Origin of the sequence: Streptomyces sp. NPDC006208, assembly GCF_040613775.1 — a bacterium.
Classification (GTDB): domain Bacteria; phylum Actinomycetota; class Actinomycetes; order Streptomycetales; family Streptomycetaceae; genus Streptomyces.
This window is the reverse complement of sequence record NZ_JBEXSW010000012.1, coordinates 40,090-61,396: the sequence shown is the minus strand read 5'-3', so window position 1 is coordinate 61,396 and position 21,307 is coordinate 40,090. Positions and strand designations below refer to the sequence as shown.

At 69.9% G+C, this 21,307-nt stretch carries 18 protein-coding genes; 5 read left to right on the top strand and 13 right to left on the bottom strand.

Going from position 1 to position 21,307, the window contains the following annotated elements; translation table 11 throughout:
• Positions 1–59: 59 nt before the first annotated feature.
• The 3 genes from ABZ208_RS12065 to ABZ208_RS12055 form a co-directional block, all read right to left on the bottom strand.
• Entirely contained in the window at positions 60–803 is a 744-nt protein-coding gene (locus ABZ208_RS12065) for a GNAT family N-acetyltransferase (protein ID WP_356909374.1), read from the bottom strand.
• A 75-nt stretch (positions 804–878) separates the two neighbouring features.
• Positions 879–2,780, bottom strand: coding sequence for an IucA/IucC family protein (locus ABZ208_RS12060; protein WP_356909373.1), 1,902 nt, complete (start codon positions 2,778–2,780; stop codon positions 879–881).
• Positions 2,781–2,809: 29 nt separating this feature from the next.
• Positions 2,810–4,180 carry a diaminobutyrate--2-oxoglutarate transaminase family protein gene (locus ABZ208_RS12055; protein ID WP_356909372.1) on the bottom strand — a complete coding sequence of 457 codons (1,371 nt, stop codon included), beginning with the start codon at positions 4,178–4,180 and terminating at the stop codon, positions 2,810–2,812.
• Positions 4,181–4,510: 330 nt separating this feature from the next.
• On the opposite strand from ABZ208_RS12055, the gene ABZ208_RS12050 reads away from it, so the two are divergent.
• Positions 4,511–5,686: a hypothetical protein gene (locus tag ABZ208_RS12050; RefSeq protein WP_356909371.1), complete on the top strand. Its 1,176-nt coding sequence runs from the start codon at positions 4,511–4,513 to the stop codon at positions 5,684–5,686.
• A gap of 94 nt (positions 5,687–5,780) precedes the next feature.
• Here ABZ208_RS12050 and hflX read toward each other — a convergent pair whose 3' ends face one another.
• The 6 genes from hflX to miaA all read right to left on the bottom strand — a co-directional run bounded on the left by hflX (position 5,781) and on the right by miaA (position 13,802).
• Complete coding sequence (gene hflX / locus ABZ208_RS12045; protein WP_356909370.1) at positions 5,781–7,283, bottom strand: GTPase HflX; 1,503 nt, start codon at positions 7,281–7,283, stop codon at positions 5,781–5,783.
• 180 nt (positions 7,284–7,463) lie between these two features.
• On the bottom strand, positions 7,464–8,963 hold the full coding sequence (locus ABZ208_RS12040; RefSeq protein ID WP_356909369.1) for a M1 family metallopeptidase: 1,500 nt from the start codon (positions 8,961–8,963) through the stop codon (positions 7,464–7,466).
• Positions 8,964–9,038: 75 nt separating this feature from the next.
• Positions 9,039–11,117: an HD domain-containing protein gene (locus ABZ208_RS12035; RefSeq protein WP_356909368.1), complete on the bottom strand. Its 2,079-nt coding sequence runs from the start codon at positions 11,115–11,117 to the stop codon at positions 9,039–9,041.
• A gap of 140 nt (positions 11,118–11,257) precedes the next feature.
• Positions 11,258–12,169 carry a diaminopimelate epimerase gene (gene dapF / locus ABZ208_RS12030; protein ID WP_356909367.1) on the bottom strand — a complete coding sequence of 304 codons (912 nt, stop codon included), beginning with the start codon at positions 12,167–12,169 and terminating at the stop codon, positions 11,258–11,260.
• Between the two features lie 147 nt (positions 12,170–12,316).
• On the bottom strand, positions 12,317–12,757 hold the full coding sequence (locus tag ABZ208_RS12025) for a hypothetical protein (RefSeq protein WP_356909452.1): 441 nt from the start codon (positions 12,755–12,757) through the stop codon (positions 12,317–12,319).
• Between the two features lie 106 nt (positions 12,758–12,863).
• Complete coding sequence (gene miaA / locus ABZ208_RS12020) at positions 12,864–13,802, bottom strand: tRNA (adenosine(37)-N6)-dimethylallyltransferase MiaA (RefSeq protein WP_356909366.1); 939 nt, start codon at positions 13,800–13,802, stop codon at positions 12,864–12,866.
• 216 nt (positions 13,803–14,018) lie between these two features.
• Here miaA and ABZ208_RS12015 point away from each other — a divergent pair, with 216 nt between their 5' ends.
• Positions 14,019–14,276 (top strand): hypothetical protein, encoded by a 258-nt coding sequence (locus ABZ208_RS12015; protein ID WP_356909365.1) that lies wholly within the window; start codon positions 14,019–14,021, stop codon positions 14,274–14,276.
• 24 nt (positions 14,277–14,300) lie between these two features.
• A complete protein-coding gene (locus ABZ208_RS12010) occupies positions 14,301–14,606 on the top strand; it encodes an antitoxin (RefSeq protein ID WP_356909364.1) in 306 nt (101 codons plus the stop codon).
• A 102-nt stretch (positions 14,607–14,708) separates the two neighbouring features.
• On the opposite strand, the gene ABZ208_RS12005 is transcribed toward ABZ208_RS12010, so the two are convergent.
• The gene (locus ABZ208_RS12005; RefSeq protein WP_356909363.1) at positions 14,709–15,416 is read right to left on the bottom strand and encodes a class III extradiol dioxygenase subunit B-like domain-containing protein; all 708 of its coding nucleotides are present in this window, start codon (positions 15,414–15,416) and stop codon (positions 14,709–14,711) included.
• A gap of 62 nt (positions 15,417–15,478) precedes the next feature.
• Positions 15,479–16,969 (bottom strand): tRNA (N6-isopentenyl adenosine(37)-C2)-methylthiotransferase MiaB, encoded by a 1,491-nt coding sequence (gene miaB / locus ABZ208_RS12000; protein WP_356909362.1) that lies wholly within the window; start codon positions 16,967–16,969, stop codon positions 15,479–15,481.
• Between the two features lie 109 nt (positions 16,970–17,078).
• Here miaB and ABZ208_RS11995 point away from each other — a divergent pair, with 109 nt between their 5' ends.
• Positions 17,079–18,086: a TAXI family TRAP transporter solute-binding subunit gene (locus tag ABZ208_RS11995; RefSeq protein WP_356909361.1), complete on the top strand. Its 1,008-nt coding sequence runs from the start codon at positions 17,079–17,081 to the stop codon at positions 18,084–18,086.
• A 32-nt stretch (positions 18,087–18,118) separates the two neighbouring features.
• Here the strand turns inward: ABZ208_RS11995 and ABZ208_RS11990 are convergent, their stop codons facing one another.
• Entirely contained in the window at positions 18,119–19,513 is a 1,395-nt protein-coding gene (locus tag ABZ208_RS11990) for a HAMP domain-containing sensor histidine kinase (RefSeq protein ID WP_356909360.1), read from the bottom strand.
• Positions 19,514–19,528: 15 nt separating this feature from the next.
• A complete protein-coding gene (locus ABZ208_RS11985) occupies positions 19,529–20,236 on the bottom strand; it encodes a response regulator transcription factor (RefSeq protein ID WP_356909359.1) in 708 nt (235 codons plus the stop codon).
• Positions 20,237–20,512: 276 nt separating this feature from the next.
• Here ABZ208_RS11985 and ABZ208_RS11980 point away from each other — a divergent pair, with 276 nt between their 5' ends.
• Positions 20,513–21,298, top strand: a complete 786-nt coding sequence (locus ABZ208_RS11980) for an amino acid ABC transporter ATP-binding protein (protein WP_328395676.1) — start codon at positions 20,513–20,515, stop codon at positions 21,296–21,298.
• The last annotated feature ends 9 nt before the right edge of the window (positions 21,299–21,307 follow it).

The window sequence follows — 21,307 nt, the reverse complement described above, 5'->3', positions numbered from 1 at the left end:
GGGGACTCCTCGAGTGGAACCGATGCGGATCGAGCGGTGTAAGTAAGGCAGCGGGCGGCTCACAAAAGGTTCCGCAGGGCGCGGTCACGGACCATGAGGGCCGCTCGCTTGTCGGGAAGGTCGACTTCGGCGAAGAAGCGGAAGCCGGCGCTCAGAAAAGCCGATACGGAGGGGGTGTTGCGCAGGTCAGGTTCTGCGATCACACGTGCGCATCTGGACCGATTCTCAAGTACGAGGTCGGCTGCGGCTTTGAGGACTGCGGAGCCGATCCCGCGTCCGCGGTCGGCGACGCCACCGATCAGTAGATGGATGCCTGTGTCATGCGGCCGGGCGGGGTAGTGACGGGCGAGCGGGTCAAGGTCGGCGCGGTAGATCTCGAAGTAGCTGATGGGGGTGCCGTCCAGCAGCCCTAGGCAGGGAATGCTGCGGCCGTCCCCCTCGAGCTGGGCGTGCAGATGGGCGGCGGTGACGGATTCCGGTCCCGCCAGCTCCCAGAAGGCGGCCACGGCCGGGTCGTTCATCCAGCGAGTGAGGAGTGCGAGATCGCGGTCGATGCGTACGGGCACGAGCTGGAAGAGGCCGACCGACGTGGTTACGGGAGCCCAGTCGGCGAGGTTGTCGAGCAGATCGCCTGAGGAGTCCTCCTCACCGGCCGGCCGGTGAGGCTCCACAGGCATCTCGTCCTTCCGGAACAGCGCGAGGAGCTCCTCGGGCAGCCGTAGATCGAGGGTGTCCTCCACGCCTCCTCCGGGCTGGGGTGCGGGACCGGCTCCGGTGTCGGTGCTCGCATCGGTGGGAGGCACGGTGGCGTTCTCCTCTCGCGGTTCGGTCAGTGATCAGGTGTCGAGGGGCTCCTGGGGAGATCCTCGAGCACGTCCTCAGGAACGAAGGGGGTTGGTGATGGTGACGTACACGGACTGGGTGTCGACGGGTCCGACGAGTTCGTCGAGACCGCGGAGCCGGGTCAGGAGGTTGGCCTTGGACCGCAGCGTGGACGCGTCGAGAAGCTGCGCGGGCAGGGGCGAGCCGAGATCGGCCGCGCCGGCGAGGAACCGCCTGAAGGCTGCGATCAGTACGCGCTCGTCAGCGAGGCGCTGTGCGCCGAAGGCCCCGATCAGGCCCAGCACGTTGTTGATGCCGAGGTAGTAGGCGAACCGCTCGTCGGTGACCTCGTCGGAGACGAAGGTGTCGCTGACGGTGCCGATGCCGGGGAGACGGCGCTCGAGTCGGGCGCGGTGGGACTCGCGGAAGTAGTAGCCCTGGTTGTCGCGGTACCGGCCGCCGACGGGCCATCCCTCAGGGTCGAGGATCACCAGGGTGTTCTGCTGGTGGGCTTCCAAGGCGATGCCCGCTGTGGCATCCAGCCACAGCACGGGGCGCACCACGTGGTCCAGATAGCGCAGGAACCACTCGGCGGCGACCGCGCCGGTGGGCCGGCCGGTACGGGTCGAGAGCCGCTCGACCACATCGGCCAGGCGGGAGTGCATGGCGGGGCGGCCCGGCCAGGGACGGGGGGCGGTCAGTCCCGCGATGCAGACCGCGTCATCGCCCGGTCCGAAGGGGTTGTGGCGCAGGACGACGTCGAGTCCGGGGAGCGGCTCACCGTCCGGGGCGTCGACGGCGAGCCAGGCGGGATCGCGCACGATGTCGAAACCGGGGTGGGCGGCCTGCCACTGCTCGGCCAGCCCGCTGCGGAGCAGACGGTGGACCTCGAGCCCGCGATGGAGTTCCTTGCGGAGGTTCTCACGACGGGAGTTGGTGATGCGTACGCCGAGAGAGAGCTTGAGCATGACCGGTGCGCCAGGGCGGTGCACGGTGCGGACCGAGGAGGTGGGGTGCCAGGGGTCACCGTGAGGCCCCAGATCACGCAGCAGACCGGAGTCAAGGAGCGCGGCGACGGCGGGGCGGTTCATCGCGTCGCGGGCCTGCCAGGGGTGCATGGGCAAGGGGACGGCGTTGTCGGGGAGTTCGAGATTCCCGGCCAACCGGGCGGTGAGCCGCTCGGCCGGCACGGTCCTTCCTTGTTCCGTCCAGGCCGAGCCGGTGGCGAGGACGGAGCGGTCGACAGCCACCCAGTGCAGCGGGAAGGAGCCGTACACCTCGGGTGAGTAGAGCTGGATTTCGGTCTCGGACAGACCCTCGCGGCTCTTGGGCGTCGGATGCAGTGGGTGGCCGAGGATCAGCGACTGCTCGGCGGTGAGGAAGAGGTCCGCCTCGGGCGGAGCGGCGGGCCGCTCGCGGCGGTCGGCGATGAAACCCGCGGTGCGCCGTACGGAGTCGGCGACCCGGGCGACCAGGTCGGCTCCGTCGCTCTGACCGGCTTCGCGGCCGAGCAGGGCGGCCAGGGTCACCGCGTCGACGACGGGGGCGTCCGGCAGGCTCCCCTGCATGCTGGGCGGGCCGAAGCGGTGCCAGCCGGCGGGTGACCAGTAGCGGACCGGGACGATGAGGCCGGCTCCGCTGGCGTCGAGCGGGATGTGCAGGGTGTCGCCATCTGGTTCGGCCAGGTTGTTCTCCCGCACCCAGCAGCGAAGGAGGTTCTCCACGGCCGCCGCGGCCGCCGCGCGGCTCGGGTCGGGGTGGTCGAGGGGCTCGGGTGCGGTGACCGCGACCGGCCGGTCCGTGGCGGGTGTGAGTTGTTCGCGGATGCCCCTGCTCTGCTGGCGGGGCACGGTCGCGGCTTCGACCGTGACGGGGCGGCGTGCTCCGCCCGGCCCGCTGTGGGCTGCGGTGGCACGGGAGTCGGCCTCGGGCGCATCGGGGGTGGGGCTGGAGTTCACGGAGGGCTTCCTTGTGACGTTGTCCGGGGTCAGTGCGGCTGCCGGCAGTCGGCGCGGCCTTGTGCGGAGCGCTCCGCGGCAGCCATGGCGTCGGCGAAGCGCTCGAGGACGGCCATGGCCTGTTCGTCGGTGATGGTGAGCGGCGGGAGGAGACGCACGACACCGGCCTGGCGGCCGCCGAGTTCGACGATGAGGCCCCGGTTCAGGCATTCCTGCTGAACCGCGGCGGCAAGGTCGGGCGCCGGGGGCGGGACCAGCGCGTCCGAGGCTTGCGGATCGACGATTTCCACGCCGATCATCAGGCCCCGGCCGCGTACGTCTCCCATGCAGGGGTGGGCAGCGGCCAGGCCCTGGAGGCGGCCGAGCATCCGGGCGCCGAGTGTTGCGGCGCGGTCGGCGAGGTGGTTCTCGCGTACGAAGGCGAGGGTGGCCGCGCCTGCCGCCATGGCGAGTTGGTTACCGCGGAAGGTGCCGGCGTGGGCTCCGGGCTGCCATGCGTCGAGTTCGGACCTGTAGACGATCACTGCAAGTGGAAGGGAGCCTCCGATGGCCTTGGAGAGGACCATCACGTCAGGCACGATCCCGCTGTGTTCGACGGCCCAGAAGGTGCCCGTGCGCCCCACTCCTGTCTGCACCTCATCGGCGATCAGGGGGATGGACCGCTCGGCGGTGATCTCGCGCATCCGGCGCAGCCAGTCGTCGGGGGCGGGAAGGACTCCGCCCTCGCCCTGCACGGGTTCCAGGATCATGCCGGCCGGTTTCGGCACTCCGCCCTTGGGGTCGTCGAGGAGGTTCTCGGTCCAGCGGGCGCCGAGTTCGGCCCCGCGGCCGCCGCCCACACCGAAGGGGCAGCGGTAGTTCTGCGGGAAGGGCAGCCGGGTCACGCGTACGTCGGTGGCGCCACCGGACGCGTCGAGCGCGCCGGCCGTCATGCCGTGGTACGCGCCGGTGAAAGCGAGCAGACCCGTGCGGCCGGTCGCGGTGCGGACGAGTTTGAGTGCGGCCTCGACGGCGTCGGTGCCCGCAGGTCCGCAGAACTGGATGCGGGCTCCCTCGGCGAACTGCTTCGGCAGCGTGGCGAACAGCTCGGTGGTGAAGGCGTCCTTGACCGGTGTGGCGAGGTCGAGGACATGCAGCGGGGCGCCCGAGTCGAGGACCTTCTTGATCGCTTCGAGGACGACGGGGTGGTTGTGGCCGAGCGCCAGCGTGCCCGCTCCTGACAGACAGTCGAGATAGCGCCTGCCGTCGGCGCCCTCGATGGTCAGGCCCCGGGCCCGTACCGGCACGATGGGCAGTGATCGCGCGTAGGTTCGGGCCGCGGATTCACGGAGCGACTGCCGGCGCAGAATGCCCTCGTGCGCGGCGGACAGCGCCGCGGGTGCAGATTCGGTCACGGCCACGGCTGTTGGTCCTCCCGGTGTCACAGTTGCATGCATCCCCTAAGGCACTCGCACGCCGCCCACCTGTGGTGAACGCTGCCCTTGAGTCCCCCGTACGTACCAACGACGCCGACAGCCGCGGATCACGGTCATCCGGGAGATCCTTGTCGGAGCGGAACCGCGGACCTGCTGCGCACCGTCCCAGTCGGCACCGGCATAGTGGGGGGCTGCACCTCGGCTCGAAGCATGACACCGGGGCGGGCGAGACAACGCTGCATACGCGGTAATTGCCCGGAGTTGCGACGGTTTTGACAGATCACCAGCAGTATGAAGTCCCAGGGGGATCAAGACATGCGACCCATTCGCCCGACGCTTGCCGCGGCCTCCATCGCCGCTGTGCTCGCGCTGACTGCCACCGCCTGCGGGCCGAGCGAGGACAACGCGGGTGACAAGCCGAGCGTGACGGCCAGCCAGCCCGCCGACCCGAACCTCACCATTCCGGAAGATCTCAAGGACCGGCTCAAGGAGCACGGGATCGACCTGGACAAGTGGAAGAACGGCGAGTGGAAGAACTGGGACAGGGACAAGTGGCTGCGTGAGGCCAAGGACTTCGTCAACCCGATCATCGAGGACCTCTGGGACCCGGACCGGATGCGCGATGCCGACACGCCTCCCGAGAAGCCCGTCGACAATGACATATCGGGCGACGAGGGTGTCACCGACCCGACGCCCGCTCCGGTCAACGCGCAGGCGGTGAAGGCCCCCTACCACGCGAATGCGGCCGAGGCCGGCAAGGTGTTCTTCGACGGTCCGCAGGGTTCGATGGTGTGCTCCGCGACGGTCGTCAAGGACCCGGCCAACCCCGGCAAGTCCAACTTGGTGTGGACCGCGGGCCACTGCGTGCACGCGGGCAAGGAGGGCGGCTGGTACCGCAACATCGCGTTCGTACCCTCGTACAACAACGGCGCCAAGGCGACGGCCGACCTCGAGCAGACTCCCAAGGAAGAGATCGCTCCGTACGGTGTGTGGTGGGGCGACTGGGCCCAGACCTCCGAGCAGTGGATCTCCCAGGGCGCCGCCACCGGCGGCCAGGGTGCGCCGTACGACTTCGCCGTCATCCATGTCACCCCGGAGAAGGGCGGCACGGGCAAGTCGCTCGAGGAAGCGGTCGGTTCGGCGCTCCCGGTCGAGTTCAACGCTCCCGCCGTCCCGAAGATCGCCACCATGACGGCGACCGGCTACCCGGCGGCCCCGCCGTTCGACGGCCAGAAGATGTTCCAGTGCGGCGACAAGCCGGGCCGGCTCTCCCTCAAGGCCGAGGAGCCGACGATGTACCGCATCGGCTGCACGATGACCGGTGGATCCTCCGGCGGTGGCTGGGTCGCGCAGGGCCAGGACGGCAAGCCCGCCCTGGTGTCGAACACCTCGATCGGCCCGGTGACGGCCGGCTGGCTGGCCGGTCCGCGCCTGGGCAAGGAGGCCGAGGGCGTCTACAGCGCGGTCAGCAAGAAGTTCGCGGGCCAGTAGGACCCGAAGGCATCGAGGCCGCCAGGCCGCACAACGGACGGCGCCCGCCCCTCGTGAGCGAGGAGCGGGCGCCGTCCGTTGCAACAGGTAGGCGTCAGTGCGTCACCGGGACATAGGGCGCCAGCGCTGCGGCCAACTCCTCATGTACCCGTGCCTTGAGCAGCGTGCCCTCCGTGGTGTGCTCCTCGGAGATCACCTCGCCGTCGGCATGCACACGCGAGACCAGACCGCCCTGGGTGTAGGGCAGGAGGACCTCGATCTCGACCTGCGGCCGCGGCAGTTCCGCGTCGATCAGCTGCAGCAGCTGGTCGATGCCCCTACCGGTCCGCGCGGACACGGCGATCGCATGCCGCTCCAGGCGCATCAGGCGCTGCAGCACCAGCGGGTCGGCCGCGTCAGCCTTGTTGATCACCACGATCTCGGGCACGTCCACCGCGCCGACATCACGGATCACCTCGCGCACGGCAGCCAGCTGCTCCTCCGGTGCGGGATGCGATCCGTCCACCACGTGCAGGATCAGGTCGGAGTCACCGACCTCCTCCATCGTGGAACGGAACGCCTCGACCAGGTGGTGCGGCAGATGCCGTACGAAACCGACGGTGTCGGCCAGGGTGTAGATCCGGCCGCTCGGCGTCTCGGCCCGGCGGACGGTCGGGTCCAGGGTGGCGAACAGCGCGTTCTCCACCAGGACTCCGGCGCCCGTGAGGCGGTTGAGCAGGGACGACTTGCCCGCGTTGGTGTAACCGGCGATGGCGACCGAGGGCACCTTGTTGCGCCGGCGCTCCTGTCGCTTGATCTCGCGGCCGGTCTTCATCTCCGCGATTTCCCGGCGCATCTTCGCCATCTTCTCGCGGATCCGACGACGGTCCGTCTCGATCTTGGTCTCACCGGGACCACGGGTGGCCATACCGCCGCCCGAGGAGCCGGAGCCACCGCCACCCATCTGCCGGGAGAGCGACTGACCCCAGCCTCGCAGCCGCGGCAGCATGTACTGCATCTGTGCGAGCGACACCTGCGCCTTGCCCTCTCGGGACTTGGCGTGCTGGGCGAAGATGTCGAGGATCAGGGCGGTGCGGTCGACCACCTTGACCTTGACGACGTCCTCGAGGTGGATCAGCTGGCCGGGGCTCAGCTCACCGTCGCACACGACGGTGTCGGCTCCGGTTTCGAGCACGATGTCCCGCAGCTCGAACGCCTTGCCCGATCCGATGTAGGTGGCCGGGTCCGGCTTGTCACGGCGCTGGATGACGCCGTCGAGCACGAGCGCGCCCGCGGTCTCTGCCAGCGCGGCGAGCTCCGCCAGGGAGTTCTCCGCGTCCTGCACGGTCCCCGAGGTCCAGACGCCGACCAGCACCACACGCTCCAGGCGCAGCTGTCGGTACTCGACCTCGGTGACGTCCTCGAGCTCGGTGGAGAGGCCCGCCACACGCCGCAGCGCGGCGCGCTCCGAGCGGTCGAACTGATCGCCGTCCCGCTCCGTGTCGATCTCGTGGCTCCAGGCGACGTCCTCTTCCATCAGGGCATCGGCCCGAAGGCTCTCGGTACGCGTCTGCGCAAAGCTCTGCTCGTCCTGGGAAGAAGATGAAGAGGAGGTCATTGGATCCTTACGTCGATGGAACAGCTGGCCGCCGGCATGTGCCGCGGACCGGGAAATCTCACCCGGTACAACAGTGACAACGTGTGACGGCCCCGGATGATTCCCGCACGGGAATCAGGTGCCGACCGCATCGCCGACCTGTCGATGGTCGCACGGTCACGCTGCGGCGTCACGCAGGTTTCAGGGGGCGCCATGCCCTGCGGCGGTGTGCGGAGCGTCCGGCGCGGTGTTGCGCACCGGCGGCTCGCTGCGCCAGTCCGGATGCCCCGGCATCGGCGGCGTCCTCCTTGCGTACAGCCAGCCCTGGAAGAACTGCGTGAGGTCACGCCCCGCGATCTGCGATGCGAGCTGGGTGAAGTCCTGCGTGGAGGCAACGCCGTCGCGGTATCGGCGCACCCACTCACGCTCCAGGCGGGCGAAGGCGTCCGTTCCGATCGTCTGGCGCAGCGCGTACAGGACCAGTGCGCTGCCGTTGTACACCACCGGCCTGAAGATGCTGAGCTTCTTCCCGGGCGCCGGCGTCTCGGGCGCGGCAGGCGGTCCGCCGGCGGCACGCCATCCGTCGGAGTGCTGGTAGGCCAGCCGCATGCGCTTGACCAGCGACTGGTTCGCCTTCTCGTCGGCGTACAGCGCCTCGTACCAGGTGGCGTGTCCCTCGTTCAGCCACAGGTCGGCCCAGGTCCGGGGCGAGACGCTGTTGCCGAACCATTGGTGGGCGAGTTCGTGCACCATGACCGAGTCGACGTACCACACCGGGAGCGCGGTGTTGGTGAACAGCGCGCGCTCGAAGAGCGAGAGAGTCTGCGTCTCCAGCTCGAATCCGGTCTCGGCGTCGGCGACCAGCAGCCCGTACGTCTCGAAGGGATAGCCGCCGACCTTCTGTTCCATCCAGGTCACATGGGCGGGTGTCTTCTTCAGCCAGGGTTCGAGCCTGGTGCGGTCGCCGGTGGGGACGACGTCGCGGACGGGCAGCCCGTGCGGCCCCTTCCGTTCGATCACGGCCGAGCGGCCGATGGCCACCTGGGCCAGTTCGGTGGCCATGGGGTGCTCGGTCCGATAGGCCCAGGTGGCGGTCCTGCCGTTCACGGCGTGAGCCAGCCGACGGCCGTTGGCCACCACCGTGTACGCGGCGGGGGCGGTGATCCGGAAGGTGAAGTACGCCTTGTCTGCCGGGTGGTCGTTGGAGGGGAAGACGCGATGTGCGGCGTCCGCCTGGTTCGCCATCACCAGCCCGTCGCCGGTCCGGACCCAGCCGCCCGCGTCCATGGGGCCGCGGGGGTCACTGGTGTGCGTGACGGTGATCTGCATCATCGTGCCCCGCTGGACGGCGGAGGACGGCTCGATGACAAGGTCCTCCCCCGCCGTGGCGAACTCGGCGGTCCGGCCGTTGACCTCGACCGTGCGCACCGTGCCGTGGTGGAAGTCGAGATTCACGCGCTCCAGCCGCTGCGTGGCCAGGGCGCCGATCCTGGTGACTGCATCCAGCGGCTTGGAGTTGCTGCCCTTGTACGTGAAAGCGATGTCGTATTCGAGGACGTCGTAACCGGGGTTGCCGAGCTGGGGGAAGAGCCGGTCGCCGATGCCGAGGGGTTCGGGCGAGGGCACGGACGCGGCGACGAGAGCGGCGGACGTGGCGGCGAGCAGTACGGCACGCAGACGGCGCCGGGAAGTGTGCGGCATGCATTACGGCTACCAGCGCGCCCGGCGTGGCCGGTGACGGCACGCGACAGACGCGTGTGCACCACCCGAACGATGTCAGCCGGTGGCCGCCGGATGCTGGGCACGGCTCACGTCGTACACCCCTGGAACGTCCCGCATGGCGCGCATCAGAGCGGGAAGCCCGGCGGAATCAGGGAGTTGGAGGGTGTACGTGTGCCGTACGCGCTGCTGGCTGGGAGGTTCGACCGTGGCCGAGACGATCGCCGCGCCCTGGGTTGCGATCGCTTCCGTGAGATCCGCGAGCAGCCGCGGGCGTCCGAAGGACTCGGCGATCAGTGTGACCCGGCACTCGGCGGTGTCGCCCCAGCGCACCGGCACGGGCTCGCGGCCGGTCTCCTTCATCCGGGTCACCCCGGGACAACGGTCACGGTGGACGGTCACGGCGCCGCCCCTCACGGCAAAGCCGATGACAGCGTCGGGCGGCACGGGCGTGCAGCACCCGGCGAGCCGTACGGTCGCTTCGGGCAGGTCTACCACGGCGTTCGCGACCGTCGGGCGGTCGGCGGTGACCGGGGCGGGGCGGCGGGGGGTGGCCGAAGGGGTGCTCGCGCCTTCCGGGTGGGTGTCCAGCCAGCCCTTGATCGCGATGCGCGCCGCGGGTGTGCGGGCGTGGTCCAGCCAGTCGGGCGACGGTCCGGACGCTGAGTCCTGGGCGAGCAGCAGATGCACCGTGTCACCGTCTCGCAGGATGGTGCTCAAGGTTGCGAGCCGGCCGTTGACGCGAGCGCCGATGCAGGCGTGCGCCTCTCCTCCGTACTGCGCGTAGGCGGCGTCGACACAGCTCGCACCGGCGGGCAGGCCGAGCGCCCGGCCGTCGGCGCGGAAGACGGTGATCTCACGGTCCTGCGCGAGATCCGCACGCAGTGAGGTCCAGAAGGTGTCAGGGTCGGGGGCGGACTGCTGCCATTCCAGAAGGCGGGAGAGCCAGCCGGGCCGGGTGGGGTCGGCGCGCTCGCCGTCGAGCGGTTCGGCGCCTTCGACGGGTACGTAGGGGTTGCCGAGCGCGATCACTCCCGCCTCGGCGACCTTGTGCATCTGGTGGGTACGGATGAGGACTTCGACGATCGCGCCTTCGGGGCCCGCGACCGCCGTGTGCAGCGACTGGTAGAGGTTGAACTTGGGGGCGGCGATGAAGTCCTTGAACTCGGAGATCACCGGGGTGAAGCAGGTGTGCAGTTCGCCGAGCACCCCGTAGCAGTCGGCGTCCTCGCCGACGAGGACCAGCAGCCGGCCGAAGTCGGTGCTGCGCAGTTCGTTCCGTTTGAGACAGGCACGGTGCACGGAGACGAAGTGTCTTGGTCTGATGAGGACTTCGGAGCTGATGCCCGCCTCGCGCAGCACACCCCGGAAGTCGTCGGCGACGGCGGCGAGCGCGTCGCAGGCCGTGGAGTTCTCCGCGATCAGCGCCCGGGTGCGTTCGTACTCCTCGGGGTGCAGGATCGCGAAGACGAGGTCTTCCAGCTCGGTCTTGAGCGCCTGCACACCGAGCCGTTCGGCGAGCGGGATGAGCACGTCGCGGGTGACCTTGGCGATCCGGGCCTGTTTCTCGGGACGCATCACGCCGAGGGTGCGCATGTTGTGCAGCCGGTCGGCGAGTTTGATGGACATCACGCGGACGTCATTGCCGGTGGCGACGAGCATCTTTCTGAATGTCTCTGGTTCGGCGGCTGCTCCGTAGTCGACCTTTTCGAGTTTGGTGACCCCGTCGACGAGGTAGCACACCTCCGAGCCGAACTCCTCGCGCACCTGGTCGAGCGTCACTTCGGTGTCCTCGACGGTGTCGTGCAGCAGGGACGCGGTCAATGTCGTGGTCTCCGCACCCAGTTCCGCGAGGATCAGGGTGACGGCGAGCGGATGGGTGATGTACGGCTCGCCGCTCTTGCGGAACTGTCCGCGATGGGAGGATTCCGCGAGGACATACGCCTTGTGCAGGATGGTCAGGTCGGCGTCCGGGTGGTGCGCCCGGTGGACGTCGGCGACATGGCTGATGGCGTCGGGGAGCCGGTCGCGGCCGGTGGTGCCGAGCAGCGCGGCGCGGCCCAGCCTGCGGAGGTCGATCCTGGGGCGGCCGCGCCTGCGACTGTGGGCACCAGGGTTGGCGGCCTCTGCACTCATGGGGCACCTCCGGCTGCTTCGACCGGCGGTGGGAAAGGCAGGCGTGCCCTCCGGGCCGGTGCTTGATGCTACCGAGCCCACCACGTGGCGCAGTCCCGCTCTCGCTCAGCGTGAACCGGATCACCCATTCGAGCGAAGCTCTATGCGTGCACGGTTTCGAGCAGGGCCGGATCGATGTATCCCTCAGCGACGATCACGGCGGGGCCGGTCATCTCGATCTCGCCGTCGGGCTGTTCCGTGATCAGCAGACGGCCGCCGGGCAGATCGACGGTGTAGGTGACGGGCACGCCCGTCACCGTGGGGTCCACTCCGTCCCGGCGGGCGGCCGCGACGGCGACAGCACACGCTCCGGTGCCGCAGGAGCGGGTCTCGCCGGAGCCACGCTCGTGCACGCGCATGGCGACATGACGCTCGCCGCGGCCGACGACGAATTCGATGTTCACCCCGTCGGGGTAGACGGATGCCGGGCTGAACGGCGGTACGGAGTACAGGTCTCCGGCGTGGCCCAGGTCCTCGACGAAGGCGACCGCGTGCGGATTGCCCATGTTCACGTTCGTCGCGGGCCAACTGCGGGCCCCGATGGTGACGGTGACCCCGTCGGCGGGCAGCAGCGCGCGGCCCATGGCGACGGTGATGTCACCGGCTGCGGATCCGTCCGGCGCCGCCTTGGCGAGGTGGACCTTCTTGACGCCGCCGCGGGTGGCGACGGCCAGGTCGCCGGCGTCGACATGGCCCGCGCGCTGGAGGTAGCGGGCGAAGACGCGTACGCCGTTGCCGCACATCTCGGCGACGGAGCCGTCGGAGTTGCGGTAGTCCATGAACCATTCGGCCTCGTCGGCCATGTGCTTCGCCTCGGGGTGGGCGGCGGACCGCACGACGTGCAGCAGCCCGTCGCCGCCGATTCCGCCCCGGCGGTCGCACAGCCTGGCGACGGCCGCGGCGGGCAGCTCATGGGCGTTGTCGGGGTCGGGGACGATCACGAAGTCGTTCTCGGTCCCGTGGCCCTTGAGGAAGGCGATCGGCGAGGTCTGCGAGGTGCTCACGCCCACCATCGTACGAGGGGGGTCGGACACCCACCGCTGCGGTCGGCCGGCGGACCCGTCCACCGGACCGGGCAGGACAGGTCAGTCGACATCCGGGACGGACGTTGCGGGGCCGCGAGCCCGGCATCCGGACGAGGACCGGCCGGACACGGGCCCTTAACGGAGGCGGGCCACCCGCCACACGGCGAGGGCGACCAGGGCCGCGCTCACTCCCACGTACAGGGCGATCACACGCCAGTCGGGGCGCTCGCCGGAGCCGCGGGCCGGCAGGCCCGGCCAGGTGTGTCCGACGCGGCGGGCGGCCATCATGGCCCAGCCGGCGGCGCAGCAGCTGATCAGCAGTCCCAGCATGGCGACGACCGCGCCGCCGTCACCGGTGCCGAAGGCCAGCGGGAAGGCGAACATCAGCGAGCCGACGGCGGCGAGCATCACGATCGGGGCGAGCTGCCAGATCCGCAGCCGTCGCTGCGGGCGCAGTTCGACCTCGACCTCGTCGGCGACAACGACGTGCTCGTCGGGCCCGTCCGGACTCAGACCGGGCGCGCCGTCCACGGTGTCCCGTCGTTCCCGCTCTGTGTCGCGAGGGCCGGCCTCCATCGCCACGCGCCCTCCCAACTCGGACTCAGCTGTCGATCGATGCTCGATGATGGCACGCTCCAGGGGCCCGGACTGACGGCCGGAGCGTCCCGATGCCATCACGTGATCAGGCTGTGACCGCTCGTTCGATCAACGCCAGCGCCAGGTGCGGAAGTTCCCTCCGGCCCTCGGCCGCGCCGCTCAGCCAGTGCACTCGCGGGTCGCGCCGGAACCAGGAGTCCTGGCGGCGCGCGAAGCGTTTGGTGGCGCGCACGGTCTCCTCCCGCGCCTGCTGGTCGGTGCACTCCCCCGCGAGCGCCGTGAGCACCTGCTGGTAGCCCAGGGCCCGGGATGCGGTGCGCCCCTCACGCAGTCCCTGCGCCTCCAGAGTGCGCACCTCGTCCACCAGTCCCGCCTCCCACATCCGGTCCACCCGCCGCGCGATGCGCTCGTCGAGCTCGGGCCGGGCGACATCGACGCCGATCTGCACGGTGTCGTACACAGCGTCATGACCAGGAAGATTGGCGGTGAACGGCCTCCCGGTGATCTCGATGACCTCCAGCGCCCGCACGATGCGGCGGCCATTGCTCGGCAGGATCGCCAGGGCTGCCTCGGGGTCGGCGGCGGCCAGCCGTGCGTGCAGCGCCCCGGAGCCGCGCACCGTGAGCTCCTCCTCGAGCCGCGCGCGCACATCGGGGTCGGTGCCGGGGAACTCGAGTGCGTCGATGGCACCGCGTACGTAGAGCCCGGAGCCGCCCACGAGGACGGGGGTGCGGCCCTCGGCGAGCAGCCGGTCGATCTCGGCCCTGGCCAGCTTCTGGTACTCGGCGACGCTCGCGGTCTCGGTGACGTCCCAGATGTCGAGGAGGTGATGCGGGATGCCGCCGCGTTCCTCGGTCGTCAGCTTGGCGGTGCCGATGTCCATCCCCCGGTAGAGCTGCATGGAGTCGGCGTTGACGACCTCGCCGTTCAGCCGCTGGGCAAGGAATACCCCCAGGTCGGACTTTCCGGCCGCAGTGGGACCGACGACGGCGATGACCCGCGGTGCGGGAGCTGCACTTCTCACTGCCCCAGTCTCGCAAACCCCGGCACCGTCCCCGAACGAGCGAGGTGACGTCACGGGGGGCGCTTCGTTGCCTGTTACGAGGTTTCGCGCGCCGGTTTCGGGCCGGTGCCCGTGGGCGGCGCAATGGGACGCTCCGGGGAGCGCGGAACCTCGCCCACACAAGTACGCTTTGGAGTAGATATGGGTGTTTTTTCATGGTTTCGCAGTAAGCCCACGGTGACGGCCGAGGCATCGACCGGGGAGGCCGGCACCACGGGCCTCGCGGCCGGGTCCGCGGCCGGTACCGCGTCCGGTCCGGCATCGGACACAGAGGCGCCCGCCCGCACAGAGGCCGGGCACACCGAGGAGACCGGGGCCGACGAGACGGAGAGCGTCACATCCGGGACCGCTGCAGTGGAGGGCGTGGAGATCCCGAAGCAGCAGTCGGCCGAGGAGGCGGCGGACAACGAAGCCGGGGAAGGCGCCCGTAAGTAGTCCCCCGACGAGGGAAGGTGACCCATGGGCTTCATGGACACTTTGAAGGCGAAGCTCGCCCCGGCGAAGGACAAGGTCTCCCACTTCGCCCTGGAACACGAGGACAAGATCGGGCAGCGCCTCGACAAGGCCGCACACAAGGTCTCCCACTTCGCCCTGGAACACGAGGACAAGATCGGGCAGCGCCTCGACAAGGCCGCGCACAAGGTCGACACCACGACCAAGGGCAAATACAGCAGCAAGATCGAGACCGGCACCGGCAAGGCCAAGGAGACCCTGGGCCGCATCGCGCACAAGGGCGACGGCATGACACCACCGCCGGCCTCGTGAGTCCACGTTCGTGAGTTCACCGCAGAACGGCCGTGGAGCGCTTCGCTCCACGGCCGTCCGCACGTTCACTTCTCCGCGCTGCCGCTGTGGCTGCAGGTGACCTCAGGTCCAGGCAGCGACGAAGTAGCCGACGCCGTACGGCGCGTCGTCGTACAGCAGCTGCCCGGCGAGCCCGGCGTCCTGCGCGGCTCCGGCCAGCACCTGCCAGGGAGCGCGGCCGGCCGCCTTGAGTTCGTACGCCAGTGAGGGGTCCAGCGCCGACATCGCATCGACGTCGGCGGCATCCAGCGCCCGCGCCACCAACCGGTCGAAGTCCTCGGCGCGCGCGTCGAGGTAACCGGGGGCCTTGAGCGTGCGGCATGCGCTGCCGTCCCCCATGACGAGCAGGGCAACACGTTCCGCCCGGCCGGCCAGGTCCCGGCCCACCTCCGCGCACTGCTCCACGTCGAGCCGCTCCCCGACGCCGAGGCCTTCCAGCGGCGCGGCCGCCCAGCGGGTGCGCTCCAGCAGCCAGGCCGCGACGGCCAGCGAGGGCGGCAGGGGACGGTCCTGCTCCGGTCCGTCGCCCAGCCGCACGTCGACGTCCACGCCGAAACCGCGGAAGGAACCGCGCGCACCGACGTGATGCGCGCCGCGCCCCTCCTCGTCGGCGGGTCCGACCACCAGCAGCAGGTCGGGCCGGGCAGCCGCGAGCACGGCCACGGCATCGGCACAGGCGGCCCGGGCGGTGTCGAGCTCCGGTGCGGCGCCCGAGGCCACCTCGGGCACCAGCAGCGGCGGACACGGACAGACGGCGGCGGCGACAAGCATGATCGGAGCCTAATGCGTGTCCGGTCCTGCGGACCGCGCTGCCCGCCTCGCCGCCTTCGGCGTCAGTCGCAGCCGCAGCCCGGGGCCGCAGCCACGGGCAGCGGCTCGGGCACGCCGATCTTCGGCAGACCCAGCATCACACCGGCCGGCTTCGCCGCCTCGGCCGCGTTCCGCTTCTCCCAGGCATCCCCCGCCCGGGTGCGACGCACGGCCTTCGCGACACCCTCGGCCAGGAGGTGGTGCGGCGCGGCGTAGGTGATCTCGACGGTGACCACGTCTCCCGGGCGCACCTGGGCGTCCGGCTTGGTGAAGTGGACGAGGCGGTTGTCGGGGGCGCGGCCGGAGAGGCGGTGGGTGGCACCGTCCTTGCGGCCCTCCCCCTCGGCGACCATGACCTCGAGCGTGCGGCCGACCTGCTTCTTGTTCTCCTCCCAGGAGATCTCCTCCTGCAGGGCGACCAGGCGCATGTACCGCTCCTGGACGACCTCCTTGGGAATCTGGCCGTCCATCGTGGCGGCCGGGGTTCCGGGACGCTTGGAGTACTGGAAGGTGAAGGCGTTCGCGAAGCGCGCCTCGCGGACCGTGTGCAGGGTCTGCTCGAAGTCCTCTTCGGTCTCGCCGGGGAAGCCCACGATGATGTCGGTGGAGATGGCGGCGTGCGGAATGGCCGCGCGCACCTTCTCGATGATCCCGAGGAAACGCTCCTGCCGGTACGAGCGGCGCATCGCCTTCAGAACCGTGTCCGAGCCGGACTGCAGCGGCATGTGCAGCTGCGGCATGACGTTCGGGGTCTCGGCCATCGCGGCGATCACGTCGTCGGTGAAGTCACGCGGGTGCGGCGAGGTGAAGCGGACCCGCTCCAGGCCCTCGATCCTGCCGCAGGCACGCAGCAGCTTGCTGAAGGCCTCGCGGTCGCCGATGTCGGAGCCATAGGCGTTGACGTTCTGGCCGAGCAGTGTGATCTCGCAGACGCCTTCGGCGACGAGTGCCTCGATCTCGGCCAGGATGTCGCCGGGCCTGCGGTCCTTCTCCTTGCCGCGCAGGGCGGGGACGATGCAGAAGGTGCAGGTGTTGTTGCAGCCGACGGAGATCGAGACCCAGGCGGCGTACGCGGACTCGCGGCGGGTCGGCAGCGTGGAGGGGAACGCCTCCAGCGACTCGGCGATCTCGACCTGCGCCTCTTCCTGGATACGGGCGCGCTCGAGCAGTACCGGCAGCTTGCCGATGTTGTGCGTACCGAAGACGACGTCGACCCACGGCGCCCTGGTGACGATGGTGTCGCGGTCCTTCTGGGCCAGACAGCCGCCGACCGCGATCTGCATTCCGGGGCGGGCGGCCTTCATCGGGGCGAGCCGGCCGAGATTGCCGTACAGCTTGTTGTCGGCGTTCTCCCGCACCGCGCAGGTGTTGAAGACAACAACGTCTGCGTCCCCGTCGGCGCCCTCGGGCGCGCGCACATATCCGGCGTCCTCCAGCAGGCCCGACAGCCGCTCGGAGTCATGGACGTTCATCTGGCACCCGTAGGTGCGCACCTCGTAAGTTTTCGCACTCATCGCGCCCACCAGGGTACGGGGTCCCTGCACCCGTACGCCTCTGCCTTCCGCTGCCCCGCGATGATGCATGCGCTGGCCATCACAGGGAGCGAAATGGCAGGATCGCGCCATGCTCCCCGCCTCCCGTGTCAGCCGTCGCCGCGCCCTGCAGGGCTCCGCGGCCGCCCTGGTGGTCCTCGGACTGCTGCTGTGGTGGCTGCTGCCCTTCGGGCAGTCGTCGCCGAGCGGGAAGCTGACCTTCAGCACCGGCTCGCACAGCGGCGTCTACCAGCGCTACGGGGTGCTCCTGAAGGAGGCGCTGGCACAGGACATGCCGGACGTGGAGATAGCGCTGCAGACCAGCGAGGGCTCCCAGCAGAACCTCGCACGGGTCGCGTCGGGCGAGGCGGACTTCACCATCGCCACGGCGGACGCGGTCGCCAAGTACAAGCGGCAGGGGCTGCCGGGCGCCGACCGGCTGCGCGGGTGCGCGCGGCTCTACGACGACTATGTGCAGCTGATCGTGCCCAAGCGCTCCTCGATCCGCTCGGTCGGCGATCTCCGCGGCAAAGTGGTGGGCATCGGCCAGGAAGGCTCCGGAATCCGGCTGGTCGCCGACCGGATAATGCGAGCTTCGAAGATCGATCCGACGAAGGACATCACCCCCGTCCCGGCGGGCATCGACAAGACCCCGGCGCAGCTCGAGAAGGGCAAGCTCGACGCGTTCTTCTGGTCGGGCGGCCTGCCGACCAACACCGTGCAGGAGCTGTCCGAGCGCTTCGCGATCCGGCTGGTGCCGCTGACGCCCGGGCTCGTGGACAAGGTGCACGCGGCAGGCGACGCGGCAGGCGACGCGACCGGGTACTACCGCCCTGCCGTGATGCCGGCGGATGCCTACCGGCTGGCTCAGGGCGGCGTGCCGGTGCCGACGATGGCGGTGCCCAACCTGCTCGTGACCACGGACCGGATGGATCCGGAGCTGACCGAGGGCTTCACCCGCACGGTGATCAGGAGCCGTGACCACATCGGCAACACGGTGCACCCGGCGCAGCTGGTGGACCTGCGCACCGCGGTCTACACCGACCCTGTGCCGCTGCACGAGGGCGCCCGGCGCTACTACCGCTCCTCCAAGCCGTAGCCTTCGGCCCGCGGAGGCGGGCGCAGGGCGGGTCAGGCGGCCGGGGACGTACGCGGGACGGTGACGGTCACCCGCAGGCCGTGCGGCTCATGATGGTCGTACGCGATCGAGCCGCCGCCCGCCATCAGCAGCGCCCGGCTGATCGACAGTCCGAGGCCCGACCCCTTGATGTTCTGGTGGTGTCCACTGCGCCAGAAGCGGTCGCCGATACGGGTCAGCTCCTCATCGGTCAGTCCGGGTCCGCGGTCGGTGATCACGATGCGCGACGAATCGCCGTTCGACTCGACCGAAACCCTGACCTCCTCACCCGGCGGGGTGAACTTCAGAGCGTTGTCGATCACTGCGTCCAGCGCACTGGACAGGGCGATGGGATCGGCCCAGGCGGTCATCGCGGCGATGTCGGAGGTCAGCACGACGCCCTTCTCGTCGGCGAGCGGCCGCCAGGCGGCGACCCGTTCGCCCGTCAGCTCTCCTATGTCGGTCAGCTGGAGATCGGCGGAGGCGTGCTCGGCCAGTGCCAGGTCCAGCAGGTCGTCGAGGACCTGGGCCAGGCGCTTGCCCTCGGTGCGCACCGACGCGATCTCCTCGTTGCCCTCGGGAAGTTCGAGCGCGAGGAGTTCGATGCGCAGCAGCAGGGCGGCGAGCGGATTGCGCAGTTGGTGGGAGGCGTCGGCGACGAACGCCCGCTGCTGCTCCAGGACCTCTTCGACGTTGTCCGCCATTTCGTTGAACGAGCGGGCCAGCCGTCTGAGTTCCGGCGGCCCGCCGGCCGCGGCGACGCGCGAGTTCAGCCGGCCCGTCGCGATGTCGTGGGTCGCCGCATCGAGGACGCGTACGGGGCGCAGCACCCAGCCCGTGAGGCGGAAGGCTGCGCCGACGGCGACCAGCATCGCCGCGCTCTCGCCGGCGGCGATCAGCAGCCAGCCGCGCAGCACCCGCGAACGCAGCTGGTCGGTGGGGGAGTCGGTGAGTACGACGGCGACGACGTCCCCGTCCCGTACCACCGGCGATGCCACGACGAGCCGGCCGGCCTGCTGCCATGGCCAGACCTGGGGCGGATCCTGGCTGCGCCGCCCGGTGAGAGCCTCTTCGAACGCCTTGCGCCCTTCGCCCTCCTCCGGCACCGTCAGGTACTCGGGCGCGCTCGCCATCGATTCACGGTTGCGGTAGAAGACGCCGGCGTCGATGCCGTACGTGTCCCGGTAGCGGTTGAGCTGCTCCTGGAGCGTGGATCGCCGCTCGTCCGTCGCCGAGCTCTCGTCGGTGACGAACTGCGCGAGGGCAGCGAAGCGCACCGTGTCGTCGATGCGGTCGACGACGACGCGCTGCTGCTGCGCCGCGGCGACGCTCACCGCCAGCGGGAACCCCAGCGCGAGCAGCACACCGGCCATGAGCACGATGAGCAGCGGGAGAAGTCGGGTACGCACCGGAGCCGGAAGACCTTACGAGCCGACGGGAGGGACGAGCCGATATCCGACACCGCGCACGGTCTCGATCAGCGCGGGCATCCGCAGCTTGGAACGCAGCGACGCCACATGCACCTCGAGCGTGCGGCCGGTGCCCTCCCAGCTGGTGCGCCACACCTCGCTGATGATCTGTTCCCGGCGGAAGACGACACCGGGCCGCTGAGCGAGCAGGGCCAGCAGGTCGAACTCCTTGCGGGTGAGCTGGACGACGGCACCGTCGACACTGACCCGGCGGGTGGGCAGCTCTATGGTGACCGGGCCGAGCCGCAGGGCGTCGTCCGCAGGGGTCGCTGCGGCTTCGTCACCACTCACGGTGCGCCGGCTCACGGCGTGGATACGGGCGAGCAGTTCACCGGTGTCGTACGGCTTGACGACATAGTCGTCCGCGCCGAGGTTGAGGCCGTGGATCCGGGAGCGGACGTCGGCGCGCGCAGTGACCATGATCACAGGCGTCGAGGTGAGCTTCCGTATCTTGCCGCACACCTGGTAGCCGTCCTGGTCCGGCAGGCCCAGGTCCAGCAGCACGACCCCGAAGGGCGGCTTGTCCGGGGCGGCGGTGGGCAGCACGGCGCGCAGTGCCTCCTCGCCGTTGCGGGCGTGCACGACCTGGAAACCGTGCCTGGCCAGCACGGCGGACAGGGCGGCCGCGACATGGTCGTCGTCCTCGACGAGCAGCAGTCTCATGGCCCCCCTCCAGTGTGGTTTGGTCGTGCCCCCGCCATTGGTCAGTTGTACGGAGTGCACAGAGCATCAAGACCGATGCCCGCCCATGGAGTCAAGTGGGTTCCTGTCGTCACCAGGTTTCCGTTACCCACCCGGTACGCCGATCGCCGTCCTGTTCACGCATGGTGTCCGGTCGAAGCCGGATCGTTATCCTCAATTTCCGCTCAGATGTAATGACGCTCGTCGCACCGCCTGTCTAGGGTCCTCAGCAACCGAGGAGGACGGAGCAAGAAGCCGATGAGCGGAGTGTCAGTGACCAAGGGCGCGGAGGACGCGGTTGTCCCGGCGAGCGACCTGGTCGTGCTGAGCAACGTCAACAAGCACTTCGGCGCGCTGCATGTGCTCCAGGACATCGACCTGACCATCGCCCGTGGCGAGGTCGTGGTCGTCATCGGGCCCTCCGGGTCCGGCAAGTCCACGCTGTGCCGCACCATCAACCGCCTGGAGACGATCGACTCCGGCACCATCACGATCGACGGGAAGCCGCTGCCCCAGGAGGGCAAGGAGCTCGCGAGGCTCCGTGCCGACGTGGGCATGGTCTTCCAGTCGTTCAACCTCTTCGCACACAAGACTGTGCTGGAGAACGTGATGCTGGGCCAGGTCAAGGTACGCAAGGCGGACAAGAAGGACGCCGAGAGCAAGGCCCGCGCCCTGCTGGACCGGGTGGGCGTCGGCACGCAGGCCGACAAGTACCCGGCGCAGCTCTCCGGCGGTCAGCAGCAACGCGTCGCGATCGCGCGGGCGTTGGCCATGAACCCCAAGGTCATGCTGTTCGACGAGCCCACGTCGGCACTCGACCCCGAGATGATCAACGAGGTTCTCGAGGTCATGCAGCAACTGGCGCGCGACGGAATGACGATGGTCGTCGTCACCCACGAAATGGGCTTCGCACGGTCCGCCGCGAACCGGGTGGTATTCATGGCCGACGGCAAGATCGTCGAGGAGGCCTCGCCCGAGGACTTCTTCAGCAGCCCGCGCAGCGACCGCGCCAAGGACTTCCTGTCGAAGATCCTGCACCACTGAGTCCGTCCC

Bases quoted from the DNA above. Each gene is read 5' to 3' on its own strand.
- ABZ208_RS12050 (WP_356909371.1), top strand. From the start codon at position 4,511: ATGCGACCCATTCGCCCGACGCTTGCCGCGGCCTCCATCGCCGCTGTG.
- hflX (WP_356909370.1), bottom strand. From the start codon at position 7,283: ATGACCTCCTCTTCATCTTCTTCCCAGGACGAGCAGAGCTTTGCGCAG.
- ABZ208_RS12040 (WP_356909369.1), bottom strand. From the start codon at position 8,963: ATGCCGCACACTTCCCGGCGCCGTCTGCGTGCCGTACTGCTCGCCGCC.
- ABZ208_RS12035 (WP_356909368.1), bottom strand. From the start codon at position 11,117: ATGAGTGCAGAGGCCGCCAACCCTGGTGCCCACAGTCGCAGGCGCGGC.
- dapF (WP_356909367.1), bottom strand. From the start codon at position 12,169: ATGGTGGGCGTGAGCACCTCGCAGACCTCGCCGATCGCCTTCCTCAAG.
- ABZ208_RS12025 (WP_356909452.1), bottom strand. From the start codon at position 12,757: ATGGAGGCCGGCCCTCGCGACACAGAGCGGGAACGACGGGACACCGTG.
- ABZ208_RS12010 (WP_356909364.1), top strand. From the start codon at position 14,301: ATGGGCTTCATGGACACTTTGAAGGCGAAGCTCGCCCCGGCGAAGGAC.
- ABZ208_RS12005 (WP_356909363.1), bottom strand. From the start codon at position 15,416: ATGCTTGTCGCCGCCGCCGTCTGTCCGTGTCCGCCGCTGCTGGTGCCC.
- miaB (WP_356909362.1), bottom strand. From the start codon at position 16,969: ATGAGTGCGAAAACTTACGAGGTGCGCACCTACGGGTGCCAGATGAAC.
- ABZ208_RS11995 (WP_356909361.1), top strand. From the start codon at position 17,079: ATGCTCCCCGCCTCCCGTGTCAGCCGTCGCCGCGCCCTGCAGGGCTCC.
- ABZ208_RS11985 (WP_356909359.1), bottom strand. From the start codon at position 20,236: ATGAGACTGCTGCTCGTCGAGGACGACGACCATGTCGCGGCCGCCCTG.
- ABZ208_RS11980 (WP_328395676.1), top strand. From the start codon at position 20,513: ATGAGCGGAGTGTCAGTGACCAAGGGCGCGGAGGACGCGGTTGTCCCG.